This window comes from Mesorhizobium monacense (assembly GCF_056781675.1).
In genome coordinates this window covers 3,006,710-3,023,077 of sequence record NZ_CM165567.1, presented here as the reverse complement: position 1 = coordinate 3,023,077, position 16,368 = coordinate 3,006,710, and the positions used below count along the sequence as shown (strand labels likewise).

The 16,368-nt window shown below is 66.2% G+C and carries 14 protein-coding genes and 1 pseudogene; 10 read left to right on the top strand and 5 right to left on the bottom strand.

From position 1 onward, the window contains the following. Positions 1–83: 83 nt before the first annotated feature. From AC1RUK_RS14550 to lpxK, 8 genes and pseudogenes are all read left to right on the top strand, one after another. On the top strand, positions 84–1,472 hold the full coding sequence (locus AC1RUK_RS14550) for an aminotransferase-like domain-containing protein (RefSeq protein WP_481835067.1): 1,389 nt from the start codon (positions 84–86) through the stop codon (positions 1,470–1,472). A gap of 10 nt (positions 1,473–1,482) precedes the next feature. Next, positions 1,483–2,726, top strand: a pseudogene (locus AC1RUK_RS14545) (NAD(P)/FAD-dependent oxidoreductase). Positions 2,727–2,916: 190 nt separating this feature from the next. Beyond that, positions 2,917–4,260: a TldD/PmbA family protein gene (locus AC1RUK_RS14540; RefSeq protein WP_481840282.1), complete on the top strand. Its 1,344-nt coding sequence runs from the start codon at positions 2,917–2,919 to the stop codon at positions 4,258–4,260. Next, positions 4,247–5,053: a 3'(2'),5'-bisphosphate nucleotidase CysQ gene (locus tag AC1RUK_RS14535; RefSeq protein WP_436174430.1), complete on the top strand. Its 807-nt coding sequence runs from the start codon at positions 4,247–4,249 to the stop codon at positions 5,051–5,053. The genes AC1RUK_RS14540 and AC1RUK_RS14535 overlap by 14 nt, the downstream gene beginning before the upstream one ends. 73 nt (positions 5,054–5,126) lie before the next feature. Continuing rightward, on the top strand, positions 5,127–5,372 hold the full coding sequence (locus AC1RUK_RS14530) for a DUF4170 domain-containing protein (protein WP_436174431.1): 246 nt from the start codon (positions 5,127–5,129) through the stop codon (positions 5,370–5,372). Between the two features lie 5 nt (positions 5,373–5,377). Then, positions 5,378–6,169, top strand: a complete 792-nt coding sequence (locus AC1RUK_RS14525; RefSeq protein ID WP_481835069.1) for a lysophospholipid acyltransferase family protein — start codon at positions 5,378–5,380, stop codon at positions 6,167–6,169. Continuing rightward, positions 6,166–7,482: a lipid IV(A) 3-deoxy-D-manno-octulosonic acid transferase gene (waaA, locus tag AC1RUK_RS14520; RefSeq protein ID WP_481835070.1), complete on the top strand. Its 1,317-nt coding sequence runs from the start codon at positions 6,166–6,168 to the stop codon at positions 7,480–7,482. Before AC1RUK_RS14525 ends, waaA begins: the two co-directional genes overlap by 4 nt. Position 7,483: 1 nt before the next feature. After that, complete coding sequence (gene lpxK / locus AC1RUK_RS14515; protein ID WP_436174434.1) at positions 7,484–8,512, top strand: tetraacyldisaccharide 4'-kinase; 1,029 nt, start codon at positions 7,484–7,486, stop codon at positions 8,510–8,512. A 15-nt stretch (positions 8,513–8,527) separates the two neighbouring features. Here the strand turns inward: lpxK and AC1RUK_RS14510 are convergent, their stop codons facing one another. Both AC1RUK_RS14510 and AC1RUK_RS14505 read right to left on the bottom strand, forming a co-directional pair. Further along, positions 8,528–8,761 carry a DUF2093 domain-containing protein gene (locus tag AC1RUK_RS14510; protein WP_481835071.1) on the bottom strand — a complete coding sequence of 78 codons (234 nt, stop codon included), beginning with the start codon at positions 8,759–8,761 and terminating at the stop codon, positions 8,528–8,530. Positions 8,762–9,172: 411 nt separating this feature from the next. Then, positions 9,173–10,099 (bottom strand): LysR substrate-binding domain-containing protein, encoded by a 927-nt coding sequence (locus AC1RUK_RS14505; RefSeq protein ID WP_481835072.1) that lies wholly within the window; start codon positions 10,097–10,099, stop codon positions 9,173–9,175. 90 nt (positions 10,100–10,189) lie between these two features. Between AC1RUK_RS14505 and AC1RUK_RS14500 the strand changes: the two genes are divergently transcribed. Beyond that, entirely contained in the window at positions 10,190–11,083 is an 894-nt protein-coding gene (locus AC1RUK_RS14500) for a DMT family transporter (protein WP_481835073.1), read from the top strand. A gap of 89 nt (positions 11,084–11,172) precedes the next feature. On the opposite strand, the gene AC1RUK_RS14495 is transcribed toward AC1RUK_RS14500, so the two are convergent. The 3 genes from AC1RUK_RS14495 to AC1RUK_RS14485 form a co-directional block, all read right to left on the bottom strand. Continuing rightward, entirely contained in the window at positions 11,173–11,631 is a 459-nt protein-coding gene (locus tag AC1RUK_RS14495) for a P-loop NTPase family protein (RefSeq protein ID WP_481835074.1), read from the bottom strand. Positions 11,632–11,737: 106 nt separating this feature from the next. Then, complete coding sequence (gene mutL / locus AC1RUK_RS14490; protein WP_481835075.1) at positions 11,738–13,600, bottom strand: DNA mismatch repair endonuclease MutL; 1,863 nt, start codon at positions 13,598–13,600, stop codon at positions 11,738–11,740. A gap of 73 nt (positions 13,601–13,673) precedes the next feature. Continuing rightward, the gene (locus tag AC1RUK_RS14485) at positions 13,674–14,576 is read right to left on the bottom strand and encodes a LysR substrate-binding domain-containing protein (protein WP_481835076.1); all 903 of its coding nucleotides are present in this window, start codon (positions 14,574–14,576) and stop codon (positions 13,674–13,676) included. Between the two features lie 92 nt (positions 14,577–14,668). Between AC1RUK_RS14485 and AC1RUK_RS14480 the strand changes: the two genes are divergently transcribed. Further along, complete coding sequence (locus AC1RUK_RS14480) at positions 14,669–16,219, top strand: trimethylamine methyltransferase family protein (protein WP_481835077.1); 1,551 nt, start codon at positions 14,669–14,671, stop codon at positions 16,217–16,219. Positions 16,220–16,368: the final 149 nt, after the last annotated feature.

Sequence of the window (16,368 nt, the reverse complement as noted above, 5' to 3'; positions counted from 1 at the left end):
TGCATCAGACAAGTGCTATTGTCCGGCGCATTGTCTTATGCTAGATGCCAATCGTCTCAAACATTCCGAATCCGCCAATCCGCATGCTTCAAGACCTGCAACTCGCCTCGGATGAAGGTCCGGTCTATCGCCGCCTTGCCGATGCGATCGCCGAACGGATCGCTGCCGGCACGCTTGCCGTGGGCGACCGGCTGCCGCCGCAGCGCGAAATCGCGCGGGCGCTGGGCATCAACGTCACCACGGTGACGCGGGCGCTGTCGACCCTGCAGGAACGCGGTCTGCTCGAGGCGCGGCCGGGGCGCGGCACGACCGTCGCCGCTCGCGATGCCGGCGAAAGGCCGGGCTTTGTCTCGGCCCCGAGCGACGACAGCGGCGTCGTCGATCTGTCGGTCAACCGGCCGGCGACGACAGCCTATCTCGACGCGCTGGCGCAGCTCCTACCGCGCCTGCCGAAAGATCGGCACTACGCCACGCTGCAGGACTACCATCCGCCGGAAGGACCGTTGTGGGCGAGAGCGGCGATTGCCGAATGGATGCGGCCGGTGGCCGGCGACGGCGACCCCGGTCGGGTCGTGCTGGCGGCGGGCGCCCAGCACGGGCTGGACTGCGTGCTTGGCGCCGTGACCAAGCAGGGCGAGGTCGTGCTCGCCGACGAGGTCACCTATCAGGGCATCAATGCGCTCTGCCGGGTGCATGGGCTCGATCTCAGGGGCGTCGCCATGGATCGCGGCGGTATGCGGCCGGACGCCTTTGATGCCGCCTGCGGGCAACTTCGGCCCCGCGCGGTCTTCCTGGTGCCGACACTGCACAACCCGACCACCATCACGCTCAGCGCCGAACGCCGCAACGAACTGGTCGCAGTCGCCCGCCGCCACAACGTGCTGATCATCGAGGACGACGTCTATCGTCCGCTGGCCGACAATCCGCCGCCGTCGCTGGCCAGCCTCGAGCCGGAGCTGACGGTCCATATTGGCGGCCTGTCGAAATGCATCGCGCCGGGGCTGAGGCTCGGCTTCGTCATTGCGCCGCGCGCTATCGCCGGCCAGGTTGCGGCCGCATTGCGCATCAATTGCTGGAGCATCAGCCCGATGGCGGCCCTGATCGGCACGCAATTGCTGGAGGAGGGGACGGCGACGCGCATCATCGAGGCGCAGAAGCAGGAGCTGCGCCAGCGTCAGGCGGTGCTGGGCGATATCCTCGGCGGCTTCGATGTCCAGACCCATCCGACCTCGACCCATGCCTGGCTGCGGCTCCCCGAACCCTGGCGCGGCGCCGGCTTTGCCCGCACCTGCCTGCAGCGGGGCGTTGCCGTGCTGCCCGGCGATGCCTTCGCCGTCGGCCGCGAGCCGGTACAGCATGGGGTGCGCATCAATGTTGGCGCCGCACGCTCGCTTGACGATTTGCGCATGGCGCTGAGCACGATGGCTGAGCTGCTTGCGGCGGGTCATCTGCAACTGCCTGGCTTCGTCTGAGGGGTCGGTCGTGGCCGCATCCGAAACAGTCGAGATCGCCATCGTCGGCGCCGGAATTGTCGGGTTGGCGACGGCGCTGCGGCTTGCTGGCGAAGGGCGCGAGGTCCTGCTCATCGATCCCAACGAACCGGGCTCCGGCGCTTCCTTCGGCAATGCCGGGACGATCGCCGAATATGCCTGCATGCCGGTCGGCAACCCGGCCGTGCTGCGCGCCTTGCCGAAACTGCTGCTCGATCCCGACAGCCCGTTTGCGCTGCGCTGGACCGCACTTTTCCAGCTGGCGCCATGGCTGGTCCGCTTTGTAAGGCAGTCGCTGCCCCGAGCCACCCGCGCCAATGCGCTGGCTCTGGCCGGTTTGCTGTCCGAGGCTTTGCCGGCCTGGGGAGAGATGGTGCAGGAGGCCGGCCTGCAGGACCTTATGCGCCGCAATGGCTGCCTCTATCTCTACCGCCGCGAGAGCGACTTTGCCGCTGCCGCCGGGGGCCTCGCCTTGCGCGCTGAGCTTGGTGTCCATCAGGAGGTGCTGACACCACAACAGGTAGCCGTGCTGGAGCCCCGCCTGCAGGCGCTCGAGGCCCGTGGCCTGTACTTTCCGGACTCGCTGAATGTCACTGATCCGAGCATCGTGATGCGCCGGCTGTTCGACGCGGCAACCGCTCGCGGCGCATCGCTGGCCAGGGCCGAAGTGACCGGCCTGCGGGTCGGCGCCGGCGGCGTCGAACTCAGCGGTCCGGGTTTCCGGAGCAAGGCAAAGACGGTGGTCATCGCCGCCGGCGCACGCTCGCGCGCTTGGCCGCACAAGCCGGTGACAGCGTTCCGCTCGAGACCGAGCGCGGCTATCACCTGGAATTTTCGACCGATGCGCCGCTGCTCAACCGGCCAGTCTGCCCCGTCGATCTCGGCTTCTACATGACGCCGATGGCCGGCCGCCTGCGTGTTGCCGGCACCGTCGAGCTTGGCGGCCTTGCCGCGCCGCCAAATCCGCGCCGGCTGGCGCTGCTCGACCGCGGTGTCCGCCAGTTCTTTCCAGAACTTGGCAAGCCTTCATCCGAATGGCTCGGCTTCCGGCCGTCACTACCCGATTCGCGTCCGGTCATCGGGCTCTCGCGCCGCAGCCCTGGCGTCGTCCACGCGTTCGGCCATGGCCATCTCGGGCTGACATTGGCGCCGATCACGGCACGGCTGGTCGCCGATCTGATCGCCGGACGCGGCGATGCGGCGCGCGTTGCTCCTTTTGCGGCGGATCGCTTCTGATAGTCCTTTCTTCCTAGGACGCGAAACCTTTTCGGCGAGACCGGAAAGGCGAGATCGGCGTGGCTGGCGCTCTGAACCGGCTGCCTTGCCTTTTGATTGCCGCGTTTCCCATTGTACAAGCCACGGCGGACCAATAGATGGTGGCCAGTGGCTTCCTCCCAGGCCGGCAGAAAAAGCAGGATTGATACGCATGACCAATACGCTCGACGCAGCGAAATTGACTGACCGCGTCGCGGCCCTGGTCGAGGCCGCCAAACGCGCCGGCGCCGATGCCGCGGATGCGGTCGCGGTGCGCGGCCGCTCGGCCGGCGTGTCGGTGCGGCTGGGCAAGGTCGAGGCCACCGAATTGTCCGAAAGCGAGGATGTCTCGCTGCGCGTGTTCGTCGGCCAGCGGGTTGCTAGCGTGTCGGCGACCGCAGCGTCCGATCCGAAGGCGCTGGCCGAGCGCGCGGTCGCCATGGCCAAGGTGTCGCCGGAGGATCCCTATCAGGGGCTCGCCGATCCGGCCCTGCTGGCAGGCAAGCCGCGCGACCTCGATCTGTTCGACCCGACCGAGGTTTCGGCCGATGAACTGAAGGAGGCGGCGCTTGCGGCGGAAGCGGCAGCCCTTGCCGTCAAGGGCGTCACCAACTCGTCCGGCAGCAGCGCCGGCGCTGGGCTCGGCGGGCTGGTGCTCGCTACCTCGCATGGGTTCGTCGGCCAGTATGTCGCCTCGCGCTTTTCGCGCTCGGCCAGCGTCATTGCCGGCGAGGGCACAGGCATGGAGCGCGACTACGAGTACTCCTCGCACCAGCATTTTTCCGATCTCGACGCACCCGAAGATATCGGCCGCAAGGCCGGTGAGCGCGCCGTACGCCGCATCGGCGCGCGCAAGGCGGCAACCGGGCCGGTCGATGTCGTGTTCGATCCGCGCGTCGCGCGCGGGATCGCTGGCCATCTCGGCGGCGCCATCAATGGCGCCGCCGTGGCGCGCAAGACCAGCTTCCTCCGCGACATGATGGGCAAGCAGGTGGCCTCGGCCGCGATCACCGTCAGCGACGAGCCGTTGCGGCGGCGCGGCCAGGCCTCGCGCCCCTTCGATGGTGAAGGCGTCGAGGGAAAGATGCTGCTGATGGTCGAAAAGGGCGTGCTCAACCACTGGTTCCTGTCGACCTCGGCCGCGCGTGAGCTCGGCCTGACCACCAATGGACGCGGATCGCGCAGCGGCTCCTCCGTCTCGCCATCCTCGACCAATCTCGCCATCGAGCCGGGCGAACGCACGCCGGAAGATTTGATCAAGTCGCTGAAAAGCGGCTTCTATGTCACCGAAGTGTTCGGCCAGGGCGTCGATATGATCACCGGCGAATACAGCCGCGGCGCGTCCGGATTCTGGATCGAGAATGGCGAACTTTCCTATCCCGTCGCTGAGGTGACCATCGCCTCCAATTTGAAGACGATGTTCCTCAACATGGTCCCGGCCAGCGATCTCGATCGCAATTTCGGCACCGCGGCCCCGACGCTGATGATCGAAGGGATGACCCTTGCCGGCGCCTGATACGGTCACATCGGCCGGGGCTCGCGAGGACCTGGCCCTGCTGCGCGACGCCGCCCGCGAGGCCGGCCTCATTGCCATGCGCTATTTCGGCAACAACCCGCAGGTCTGGATGAAGGGCGGCACGTCGCCGGTCAGCGAAGCCGACCATGCAGCGGATGCCTATCTGCGCAAGACCTTGCTTGCGGCACGGCCTGACTATGGCTGGCTGTCGGAAGAAACCGCCGACGATCCGGCACGGCTTCTCGCGCGCCGCACCTTCGTCGTCGATCCCATCGACGGCACGCGGGGCTTCCTCGAAGGCCTGCGCTCCTGGTGCGTCAGCGTTGCCGTGGTCGAGGACGGCCGCACGCTTGCCGGCGTGCTCAAATGCCCGGCCATGGAAGAAACCTATTGGGCGCTGCCTGGCGAAGGCGCGTTTCTGAATGGCCGTCGCATTGCCGTGCGCCAGCCGGCGGCAAAGGTAGAGATTGGCGGGCCGAAGCCGTTGGTCGACCTGATGCCGGCGGAGTGGCAGGACCGGCTGAACCGCGTGACCTACATTCCGTCGCTCGCCTACCGCCTGGCGATGGTCGCCAATGGCCGCCTCGATGCAACCTTCGTCAAGCCGAGCGCGCATGACTGGGACATCGCCGCCGCCGATCTCATCCTGCACGAGGCGGGTGGCGCCTTGCTCGACCGGCATGGCGAGCGGCCGCGCTATGCCGGCGAGGTGATTCGCCACGGCGCGCTCGCCGCCGGCAGCGGCGCGCTGCTTGCCGTGCTTGCCGGTGTCATTGCCGGGCTGGACAGTTAACCATCATCAAAGGTTCCAAAGTCGGCGGCTTTGGTCTAGACCTCTGCAAACTCACGATATGTGAAGGACCGACATGGCCGCGGAAGACGGAAAGAAACAGCTTTTGCACCTGGTTTTCGGCGGCGAGCTGAAAAAGCTGGGCGGAACCGAATTCCGCGACCTCGATGGGCTCGACATCGTCGGCATCTACCCCGACTATCAATCCGCGCACACGGCCTGGAAGGCCAAGGCGCAAGCCAGTGTCGATAACGCCCATATGCGCTATTTCGTCGTTCACCTGCATCGGCTGCTCGACCCAGACAGCAAGGTCGTCGGTTGATTTCCATGGACCATGATGCGGCGAAAGCGCCGGCCACCGAGGCCGCGCAGGCGGGCCGTGGCGGCAGCCGAGCCACCAAAGCCTTCTGGCGCAGGGTCCGCGAACCGCTGGCGCAGTCGCGATTCGTCAAGAGCGTCATTGTCGGCCTGCTCGCGCAGTTCGTGCGCTTTGTACGCCTGACCAATCGCATGGTTGACGGATCGGCGCATGTCGCCGGGGGCGCCTATGCGCATCTGGAACCCGGCATCATCGCGCTTTGGCACGGCCAGCATCTGCTCACCCCGGCCTACTATCCCAAGGGCCGGCGGCTGGTCGCCATGGTCTCGCGCAGTGCCGATGCCGAGCTCAACGCGCTGATGCTCGAGAGATTTGGCATCGAGGCCGTGCGCGGCTCCGGCGGACGTGACAGCACCAGGCATCTCGACAAGGGTGGCGCCAAGGCGCTGATTGCCCTGAAAAAGTCGCTCACGGCCGGCAAGAACGTCGCCATGATCGCAGACATACCCCACGGCACGCCGCGCGACGCGGGGCTCGGCATCGTTCTGCTGGCGCGGCTCTCGGGCCGCCCGATCATGCCTGCGGCCATCGCCACCAGCCGCCGCAAGGTGCTGGAGAAGAGCTGGGACAAGACCACCATCAACCTGCCGTTCGGTCGTTGCGCGATCGTGCTCGGCACGCCGGTACAGGTGCCGGCCAATGCCGATGATGCCGAGATGGAGCGCAAGCGCCAGGACCTGACCGCCTCGCTCAACGCCGCCACCGCCGAGGCCTACCGCCTCGTGGACGGCCCGAAGTGAGCGAGCGCTGGGCGCGCGCCATGCTGTCGGCCTACCGCTATGCGGGCGCCGCCGCCTATCCGCTGATCGGGCCCTACGTCGCCTGGCGCACCTCCCGTGGCAAGGAAGATCGTGTCCGCCGGCGCGAGCGCTACGGCGTCGCCGGTCGTTCGCGTCCGGAAGGGCCGATGATCTGGATCCACGCGGCGAGCGTCGGCGAGACCCTCGCCGTCATTCCCCTGGTCGAGAGCATCCTCGACTACGGCGTCAACATCGTCCTGACCACCGGCACCGTCACCTCCGCGCAAGTTGCCGACGAGCGGCTTGGTGACCGCATCATCCACCAATATGTGCCGCTCGATCTCAAGCCGGCGGTCAGCCGTTTCCTCGACCATTGGCGACCGGATCTGGCGATCATCGCCGAATCGGAAATCTGGCCGATGACCATGCTCGAGCTCGGCGCGCGGCGCGTGCCGCAGGTGCTGGTCAACGGCAGGCTGTCCGACCGCTCCTTCACCTCCTGGAAGAAACGCGCCAACATCGCCGAGGCCTTGTTCGAGAACCTTGCCCATGTCGTCGCCCAGTCGGATGTCGACGGCGAGCGCTTCCGCTCGCTGGGCGCCCGGCCGGTCACCGTGTCGGGCAACCTCAAGGTCGACACCGCGCCGCCGCCGTTCGACGAACGGGCGCTGTCCTCGCTGAAGCGCCAGATCGGCGAGCGGCCGACCTGGGCGGCGATTTCGACCCATGACGGCGAGGAAGTGGTGGCGGCCGAAGTCCACGCCATGCTGCACAGGCGCCATCACGGCCTGCTGACGATTATCGTTCCGCGCCATCCCGACCGCGCCGAGGCGCTGGCCACGCAGATTTCCGGCATGGGCCTGAAGCTCGCCCGGCGCAGCAAGGGCGACAGGATCACCGCCGACACCGACATCCTGCTCGGCGACACGATCGGCGAGATGGGGCTTTACCTCAGGCTGACGGAGATCGCCTTCGTCGGCCGTTCTCTGACCTCCGAGGGCGGCCAGAACCCGCTGGAACCGGCGATGCTGGAGACGGCGGTGCTCGCCGGCCGCAACGTCCAGAATTTCCGCGAGGCGTATCAGCGGCTGCTCGACAGCGGCGGCGCGAGACTCGTGCGCGACCGCGACATGCTGGCCGGCGCGGTCAATTTCCTTCTGACCAACGAGGCGGCGCGCTATGAGATGATGGCGGCCGGTGTGGCGACCGTCGACGAGATGCGCGGCGCGCTTGCGCGCACGCTGAAGTCGCTGGAGCCCTACATCCAGCCGCTGGTCGTCAAGTCGCGCCTGAAGGGCGCCAACGGGAGGTAGCGTGACCTCCGAGGCGCCGCCCTTCTGGTGGGAAAAGCCGGACTGGCGCGTGCTGGCGCTGTCGCCGCTGTCGGCCGCCTATGCCGTTGTCGCCGGCCGCCGCATGCGCCGTGCGCCGCGCGAAAAGGTCGAGGCACCCGTGCTGTGCGTCGGCAATTTCACAGTCGGCGGTACCGGCAAGACGCCGGTGGCGATCGCGCTGGCCAGGCAGGCCAAACGCATGCAGCTCAATCCCGGTTTCCTGTCGCGCGGCCATGGCGGCTCGTTCGCGCAGCCGCATGTCGTCGATCCGCATCACGACGCTGCCAAGCATGTCGGTGACGAGCCGCTGCTTCTGGCCGAACATGCGCCGGTCGCAGTGACGCCGAACCGTGCGGCGGGCGCCAGGCTGCTCATCGAGAAGCACGGCTGTAACTTCCTCATCATGGACGACGGCTTCCAGAGCGCGCGCATCCATATCGACTTTGCGCTGGTCGTCGTCGACACGCGCTACGGTATCGGCAATGGCCGCGTCATTCCCGGCGGGCCGCTGAGGGCAAACATCGTCGACCAGCTGGTCTTCACCAGCGCGCTGCTCAAGATGGGCGAGGGCATAGCGGCCGATGCGGTGGTGCGCCAGGCAGCGCGCGCCGGCCGCCCAATCTTCGAGGCGCATACCGAGCCTCGGGGTAAGGACCGCTTTGCCGGCGGGCGCTTCCTGGCCTTCGCCGGTATCGGCCATCCCGAAAAATTCTTCGACACGCTTCGCGCCGCCAGCGGCGAGGCGGTGCTCTCGAGGGCCTTTCCGGATCATCATTTCTATGGCGAGGACGAGCTTGCCGAACTGGCGGCGACCGCACGCCGCGAAGGGCTTCGCCTCGTCACCACCGCCAAGGACGCCGCAAGGTTGCGCCACGGCACCGCGCCTGCTGGGTTCCTGGATCAGCTCGACGTGCTGGAGATCGACACCGTGTTCGAGCTCGACCACGTGCCCGAGCGCATCATCGACGAGACGCTGGATGCATGGCGGCAGCGGAAGTTGAGAGGGTGAGTTCGACTAAGAGCGTTACCGCCGGGTGCGCAGATCCGGATTCGCTTCGATCTCACGCCGCAGCGAGGCGGTGGCGTTTGCGTAAGGCTCCTGCCTGGCGACGCTCCAATATTTGAGTTCGTCGAGCGGGATGCTCTCGCCGGTCACCGAGCAGCGCACGAACGCGCCGGGGCTGGTGACCTGGAAGTCGCCATCGAGATAGCGAATCCGGGCTTCCTTGCCACCAGGGCCTTCGAAACGGTTCATCATGGGGTGGCGCCAAGGTTCATGAGGATGTCATCGCCATAAATTGCCGGCAAGGTCAAGCTTGACGCAATGCTGATGCCCTATTGTCCGACCGGATACTGCCAGAGCAATTCCAGGAAAAGTGTGAAACGGGTTTTCCGTCCGGAATTGCGTCAAAACGAAGAGATAGTGCGGTTCTGCGTTTCCGTTAAACGATGAACCGCTCTAGCGGGGACCGGCATGGACATTTCCTCTGCCCACCTGACATCGTTGTTGCGGGAAGTCTTGACTCCGGAGGCTCTGCCGTCGGCGAAGGCAGATCCGGTGAGGACAGCGCTGGTCAAGGCATTGGTCGCACCGCCGGCACCGGCGCGCCCGGGCCATCGCAGCCGGTAGCGGCCGCGCTGTCGTCAGTTTTGTGCTGATGGTGCTTCGCTAGCCCTCGGTCTCGATGAACGCCTCGATCTTTTCCAGCGCCAGTCCGGCCTGCGCCGCGATGCGCCGGGCAAGGTCGGCGGCGGCGGCGCGCGGGCGGCCGACAGGCCGGTCGAGCCAGTAGGAAATCGGATTGAGCGCGACGCGGTCGTCAACCGCGACGATACGGCCCGACTTCAGCTGGTCCTGCGTTAGCGGCGGCCGCGCCAGTGCGATGCCCAGCCCATGCGCGGCGGCATCGAGCACCAGATTGTAATCCTCGAAGCGGCGGTCGTGCGGGCGCGGGCGATAGTCGACGCCTTGCGCCGCGAACCAGGCGCGCCATGTGGACGCGTCGGAATCGTTGATCAGCGGGAATTTGAGCAGCCGGGCAGGGTCGCCGCTGCCGATCTCCTTAGCCAGATCCGGCGAGGCGACCGGGAACACATGCTCCTCGAACAACTGCACCGAGACACGGCCCGGAATGCGGCCGCGCCCGCAGCGCACCGACAGATCGATGCCCTCGTCGGCGAGATCTGCCTGGCGGTTGTCGACATCGAGCACGATGCGCAGTTTGGTCGGGTGGCTCTCAAGCGCGGCCATGCGCGGCATCAGCCACAGGCCGCTGACCGAGGGGATCGAGGTCAGCCGCACCACGGCGGTGCCGCGCGGTTCGACCCAGCGGTCCGAATTGCTGGCGATCAGCGCGAAGGCCTCGGTGGTCCTGAGATGCAGACGATTGCCCTCGATCGTCAGCGACACGCCGCGCGCGCCGCGATCGAACACTTTCAGCCCCAGCCAGTCCTCCAGCTTGGCGATCTGCCGGCTGACGGCACCATGGGTGAGGTTGAGTTTTTCGGCGGCGGCTGAAAAACTCCCGGTGCGCGCCGCCGCGTCGAAGGCGCGCAAGGTCTCGAGCGGCAGCATCGGTTCTGAGCTGTGATCCATGCTCACAGGTGACCCTCGATTTGCTCGTTTGTCAACCGGCCGGCAATAGCGTTTCTGTACATCATGCAATTGAATCGCGAGGACGGTCAGATGAGCGCTTATACCGGCACGTTGAATTCGACACAGCGCATGGACACCACGGCGGTCATCGCGGTGGCCCTCACCGTGGTGGGTTGGGCCTCCGCCTTTCCGGCCATCCGCGCCGGCCTTGCCGCCTTCGACCCGCTCGAACTCGGCGCGCTGCGCTTCGCCATTGCCGCCGTGCCGGCCGCTATCTTCCTCGCCGTCAAGCGCCCGGCGCTGCCGAAGGTCGACGAATTGTGGCGCTTCGGCTTTGGCGGCGCCATCTTCGTCGCGCTCTATACGGCGATGCTCAATTTCGGTGAGCTGACGGTTTCGGCCGGCGCCGCCGGCTTCATCATCAATGTCAGCCCGATCTTCACCGCCATCATGGCGATGGCGCTGCTTGGCGAGCGCTTCTCCGGCCTGGCCTGGCTCGGCACGGCGATCTCTTTCGCCGGCATCGGCATCATCGCCATGGGCGAGGGGCAGGGCCTGCATTTCAACACCGGCGCGCTGCTGGTTCTGGGCTCGGCCCTGTGCTCGGCCGTCAACACCATCGTCCAGAAGCCACTCTTTGCCCGTCACCATCCACTGACCATCGCCGCCTCCAACATGGTGCTCGGCGCGCTCTGCCTGGCGCCCTTCCTGCCCAACGCGCTCTCGCAGGCCGCGGTCGCCGACACTGCCGGTCTTGGCGCCGTCATCTTCCTCGGCATCGTGCCGAGCCTGATCGCCTACGCCGCCTGGGCGACAGCGCTGTCGCGTCTGCCCGCCGCCCGCGCCTCGAACTTCCTCTATCTGGTCTCGCCGGTGGCGACCCTGATCGGCTTCTTCTGGCTCGGCGAAGTGCCGACCCTGCTCGGCATCATCGGCGGTGTGCTAGCGCTCGGCGGTGTGATCGTGGTGAATTTGAAGAGGTAAATCAGAGGGTTGTAGAAGGTTGCTGTACTAGGGCTGGCGAGCAAGTGAGCTTACGAAGTCGGATATCTGACGGCTGCTACGCAAGTTGATCACCGGCACCAGTGCCCCCTCGCCAGACGTTCCTGCTCGATGAGCGGTCGACTGTCACGGTCGAAATTCCAGATGTAGCGCAGAAACGCCAAAAACTCTTTGTCCAGCCTCTCACGACATCCGGCCGCAAGGTCAGGCCGAGGCTGGTTCAATGCGCTACGCAATATGACTCGGCTCAGGCAGGTCATGCGTGGGGTGTCGAGCCAGACGACGAGATCGGCGCGGGGCAGCCTCAGATCGAAAGTCTGCCGATAATAGTTTCCCTCGCACACCCAGCCGTCACCAGAGATGGCCTCGCTGACGCGTTCACGAAAGACTTCATTTTGAGGTTTGCTCCAGCCCGGCCCCCAGAACAACCTGTCCAAATGCACGACCGGCAATTTCAACCGTTCGCCCACTTCCCTTGCCAGGGTTGATTTGCCGCTTCGAGCATTTCCGAGAATGACGATCCGCTGCACGAGGCGACCTCGGAGAGCTTGGGTTCTTCACCCTACGATGTGAGGGGAAGGGGTGGCCGCGAAGCGGCGAGAGAGGGGGCTGCGCCGGCGGCACAAGCTTGATCCGTCACCGCCTGCCGAACAGCCGCTCGATGTCGGCAAGCTTGAGCTCGATATAGGTCGGCCGGCCATGGTTGCAGGTACCGGAGCCGGGCGTCGCCTCCATCTGGCGCAGCAGTGCATTCATCTCTTCGGGCTTCAGCAGGCGGCCGGAGCGCACCGAGCCGTGGCAGGCCATGGTCGCGGCGATCCTGTCCAGCCGGCCTTTCAGCGTCTCCACCGTGTCGTTGTCGGCGATCTCGTCGGCAAGGTCGCGCACCAACTGCTGGACATTGGTCTCGCCCAGCATCGACGGCGTCTCGCGCACCGCGACAGCGCCCGGCCCGAAGCGTTCGACGCCGAGGCCGAAGCGGGCAAGCGTCTCGGAATGCATGGCCAGCCGCTCGGCATCTTCTTCCGGCAGGTCGACAATCTCCGGCAGGAGCAGCATCTGCGACGGCACGGCGCGCGAATGCAGCGCATTCTTCAAAGCTTCGTAGACCAGCCGCTCATGCGCGGCGTGCTGGTCGACGATGACGAGTGAATCCCTGGTCTGGGCGACGATGTAGTTCTCATGCACCTGCGCCCGCGCCGCCCCCAGCGCCGTGCCGAGCAGCGTCTCTGCCGCTTCGTCCAGGCCGGCGCGCGCGTCGGCGCTGGCGAGCGGCCCGGCATCGAACGCAGCCTGATCGTTCTCGCGGAACCCCCCATTTCCACCGTCCTCAACCCCCATGTCGAGCGGCCGCTGCGCAGAGCGGTCGAAACCGGAAAAGCCCGAGGCGCGGTAGGCTGCATCGTAGCTGCGGTGGCCGTTGGCCGGGCCGGGATGCGAATAGCTGGCAGCGCCCGGCCGGAACGCTGCCATCATGCCGGCCGCCCCGGTGGTCGCGGCGCGGATGCCGGCATTGGCCAGCGCCTCACGGATGCCGCCGACGATCAGCCCGCGCACCAGACCTGGATCGCGGAAGCGCACATCGGCCTTGGCCGGGTGGACATTGACGTCGACGGTTCCCGGATCGAGCGTCAGGAACAGCACGGTCACCGCATGGCGGTCGCGCGGCAGCACGTCGGCGAAAGCGCCGCGAATGGCGCCGGCGATCAGCTTGTCGCGCACCGGCCGGCCGTTGACATAGGCATATTGCTGCAGCGCGTTGGCGCGGCTGAAGGACGGGATCGAGACATGGCCGGAAAGCTGCACGCCTTCCCGCTCGGCGTCGATGGCGATCGCATTGTCGGGAAAATCCGCGCCCATCACTTGCGCGACACGGGCAAGCCGGCCCTCGGGGCTGTCGTCGGTCGCCGGCAATTCCAGTGTCGAGCGGTCGGAGCCGGCCAGCGTGAAGCGCACGGACGGGAAGGCAATGGCGATGCGTTTGACCACGTCGCTGGTGGCCGAGCTTTCGGCGCGTTCGCCCTTCATGAATTTGAGCCGGGCGGGCGTGGCGAAGAACAGGTCGCGCACCTCGACCGTGGTGCCGCGATTGGCCGCCGCCGGCCTGACCGTCGAGACGCGGCCCCCTTCGATGCCGATCTCGGCGGCACTGTCGCCTGATGCCGTGCGCGAGCGGATCGACAGCCGCGCCACCGAACCGATCGAGGGCAGCGCCTCGCCGCGGAAGCCGAGCGAGCGGATGTCGTGGATATTTTCTGAGAGCTTGGAGGTGCAGTGGCGCGCGATCGCCAGCGCCAGTTCCTGCTCGGGGATGCCCGAACCGTCGTCGGTGACGCGGATCAGGTTCAGCCCGCCGCCGGCGGTGACGATCTCGACGCGGGAAGCACCGGCATCGAGCGCATTCTCGACCAGCTCCTTGACCACACTCGCCGGACGCTCGATGACTTCGCCGGCGGCGATCTGGTTGATCATCGTTTCGGAGAGCTGGCGAATGGGCATCAGAGCACTATAGGCGGATTCGTGGGGCTTGCGGGAGGGGAGATTCACGCGATTGGGTGGACCAGCATACACCTCAAGCCTGCGCGGCCAGCCAGTCCCTTACCTTGCGGGCGTTGTCGCTGAGCTCGCGGTTCTTCGGCCAGATGATGTGGAAGCTCGTGCCGGTCTTCATCACATGATCCGTCACCGGCACCAGCAGTCCGGATGCCAGGAGCCGCTCGACCAAGTGCCGCCATCCCAGCGCGATGCCTTGCCCCTCCATGACCGCCTGGATCACCAACGCGTGGTCGTTGATGCGCAGGCCCCGCCCGGCATCGCTGAGCCTGGCGCCGGCCGACTGGAACCATTCGTCCCAGCTCGCCGCCTCCCGATATGGCTCCTCCAGGTGGATGAGACGGTGCGTTGCCAGGTCTGCGACGGTCCTCGGCAGGCCGAACTTCGCCACATAGCTGGCGCCGGCCACCGGGAAGATCTCCTCGTCGGCCAGCGGCAGCGAATGGTACTCCGGCCATTCCTTGGGTTCGCCGCCGCGCACGCCGAGCGGGATGCCCTCGGCGATGATGTCGAGGTCGCGGTCAGCGGTCTGGATGCGCAGATCGATGCCCGGCAATTCGTCGCGGAACTGCTGCAGGCGCGGCATCATCCAGAACGAGCCGAAGGCGGTCGACGCGGCAAGCGTCACATGGCCGCCCGTCGCCTGCAGGCGCAGATCTTCCGCCGATTTGCGGATGTGAGACAGGCCGAGCGAGACGTCGGCATGGAAGCGCTCGCCGGCCTCGGTCAGGCTGACCTGCCGGTGGCGGCGCTGGAACAGCTTGGCGCCGAGCTGTTCCTCCAACCCGCGCACCGCGTAGGAGACGGCGGCTTGGGTCATGCCGAGCTCGCGCCCGGCGGCGGTGAAGCTCGACAGCCGCCCGGCCGCCTCGAAGACGATCAGGCTGCCGGCCGAGGGCAGGAGGTGGCGCAGGCTTCGCATAAGCAGAGCTTATACAAGCGATCAGGTTTTTCCAGCGTCACAGTCATATTTCGTCTCGCTAAGTTGACGGGCTCAGGGAGGATGGACTTGCCATGAACTCACCGGCCGTTGAAGTGACCGAACCTGCCAGCCGTCGAGCGGGTGGCCGCCTGGGGCGCAAGGTGCTGCGGGGAATTCCCATGGCGTCTTTTCCGACCCTGGTCCGTAAAATTCCGGTGTATCAAATGGTTCCGGACGAGGCGGTGGAGCTGATCCATCAGGAGTCGCTCGCGATCCTCGAAGAGGTCGGCTGCGAGTTCCGTGATGACGAGGCCATTGCACTCTGGAAGGCAGCGGGCGCGGACGTCTCGGAGACAAGGGTCCGGATCGATCGCGCGCTTCTGATGGAGCTCGTCTCGAAGGTCCCGTCGGAGTTTACGCTCAATGCGAGGAATCCGCAGCGTACGGTGCGGGTTGGCGGCGACAACTCCATCTTCGTGCCGATGTACGGCGCGCCTTACGTGCGCGACCTCGACAACAACAGGCGCTACGGCACGCTCGCCGACCTCAATAATTTCCACAAGCTCGCTTACATGGCGCCGGCGCTGCACACGTCGAGCTCGGTCATCTGCGAGCCGATGGAAATTGCGGTGCCGAAGCGTCACCTCCACATTATCCATTCAGCGCTGAAGCATTCCGACAAGCCGTTCATGGGTATCGTCACGTCCAGGGAACGAGCCGAAGACACGATGGCGATGGCAGGCATCGTGTTCGGCGAGGATTATGTCCGCGATAATTCGGTTCTGGTGTCGATCACCAATTGCAACTCGCCGCTGGTCTGGGACGCCACCATGCTGGACGCGATGAAGGTCTATGCGCGCCACAACCAGCCGCTGATTCTGGCCCCGTTCGCGCTGTGCGGCGCCTCGACTTCGGCCTCAGCCGTTGGCGCGGTGGCGCAGGTCAATGCCGAAGCGCTGGCCGGCGTCGCGTTCACGCAGCTGCTGCGTCCCGGTTCGCCGCAGATCTACGGACAGTTCATGGTGACGGTCGACATGAAGACCGGCGCGCCGATGGGCGGCACGCCGGAAGCTGCCCAGATGATGTATCTGATGGGGGCGCTGGCGCGGAAATACCGGCTGCCGTGGCGCACGTCCGGATTCCATGTCGGGTCGAAGCTGAACGACGCCCAGGCGGGCTACGAGGCGAACATGCTGATGCATGCCGCTATCCTTTCCGGCGCCAACTACATCTGGCATTCCGCCGGATGGCTCGAGGCCGGCTTGAGCTGCGGCTATTCGAAATTCGCGACGGACTGCGAGCAGCTCGTTGGCTGGTACAAATATGCCGGCGGGCTGCCGTTCGACGATTTCAAGGAGGCCATGGCGGCCGTCCGCGAGGTGGGGCCGCAGGGTCATTTCCTCGGCACCCAGCACACGCTCGAACATTTCGAGTCGGCCTTCTTCATACCCAGCATCATGGACTTCAATTCGTACGAACAGTGGAAGGCTGAAGGCGCAAAAGACCATGACACGCGCGGTCGCGAGAAGGCGCGCAACATGCTGGCGGACTATGAGGAGCCGAAGCTCGACGAGGGCATCGCCGAGGGGCTGACGGATTTCATTGCGCGGCGCGAGGAGACGCTGCCGGACAGCGTTAGTTGATAGGGACAGGCGAAGACCTGACGGAACCACAAAGAGTGATCTGCCGGGTCGGTAACCTGTGCCGTCGGACGAGGCGCTGCAAGATTTATGGACCGCAAGAAAGCCAGTACGCAGGATGCGTGATATTGATAGCTTGGGGCTACCGATAT

Bases quoted from the DNA above. Each gene is read 5' to 3' on its own strand.
- AC1RUK_RS14550 (WP_481835067.1), top strand. From the start codon at position 84: ATGCTTCAAGACCTGCAACTCGCCTCGGATGAAGGTCCGGTCTATCGC.
- AC1RUK_RS14540 (WP_481840282.1), top strand. From the start codon at position 2,917: ATGACCAATACGCTCGACGCAGCGAAATTGACTGACCGCGTCGCGGCC.
- AC1RUK_RS14530 (WP_436174431.1), top strand. From the start codon at position 5,127: ATGGCCGCGGAAGACGGAAAGAAACAGCTTTTGCACCTGGTTTTCGGC.
- AC1RUK_RS14525 (WP_481835069.1), top strand. From the start codon at position 5,378: ATGGACCATGATGCGGCGAAAGCGCCGGCCACCGAGGCCGCGCAGGCG.
- AC1RUK_RS14510 (WP_481835071.1), bottom strand. From the start codon at position 8,761: ATGATGAACCGTTTCGAAGGCCCTGGTGGCAAGGAAGCCCGGATTCGC.
- AC1RUK_RS14505 (WP_481835072.1), bottom strand. From the start codon at position 10,099: ATGGATCACAGCTCAGAACCGATGCTGCCGCTCGAGACCTTGCGCGCC.
- AC1RUK_RS14500 (WP_481835073.1), top strand. From the start codon at position 10,190: ATGAGCGCTTATACCGGCACGTTGAATTCGACACAGCGCATGGACACC.
- mutL (WP_481835075.1), bottom strand. From the start codon at position 13,600: ATGCCCATTCGCCAGCTCTCCGAAACGATGATCAACCAGATCGCCGCC.
- AC1RUK_RS14485 (WP_481835076.1), bottom strand. From the start codon at position 14,576: ATGCGAAGCCTGCGCCACCTCCTGCCCTCGGCCGGCAGCCTGATCGTC.
- AC1RUK_RS14480 (WP_481835077.1), top strand. From the start codon at position 14,669: ATGAACTCACCGGCCGTTGAAGTGACCGAACCTGCCAGCCGTCGAGCG.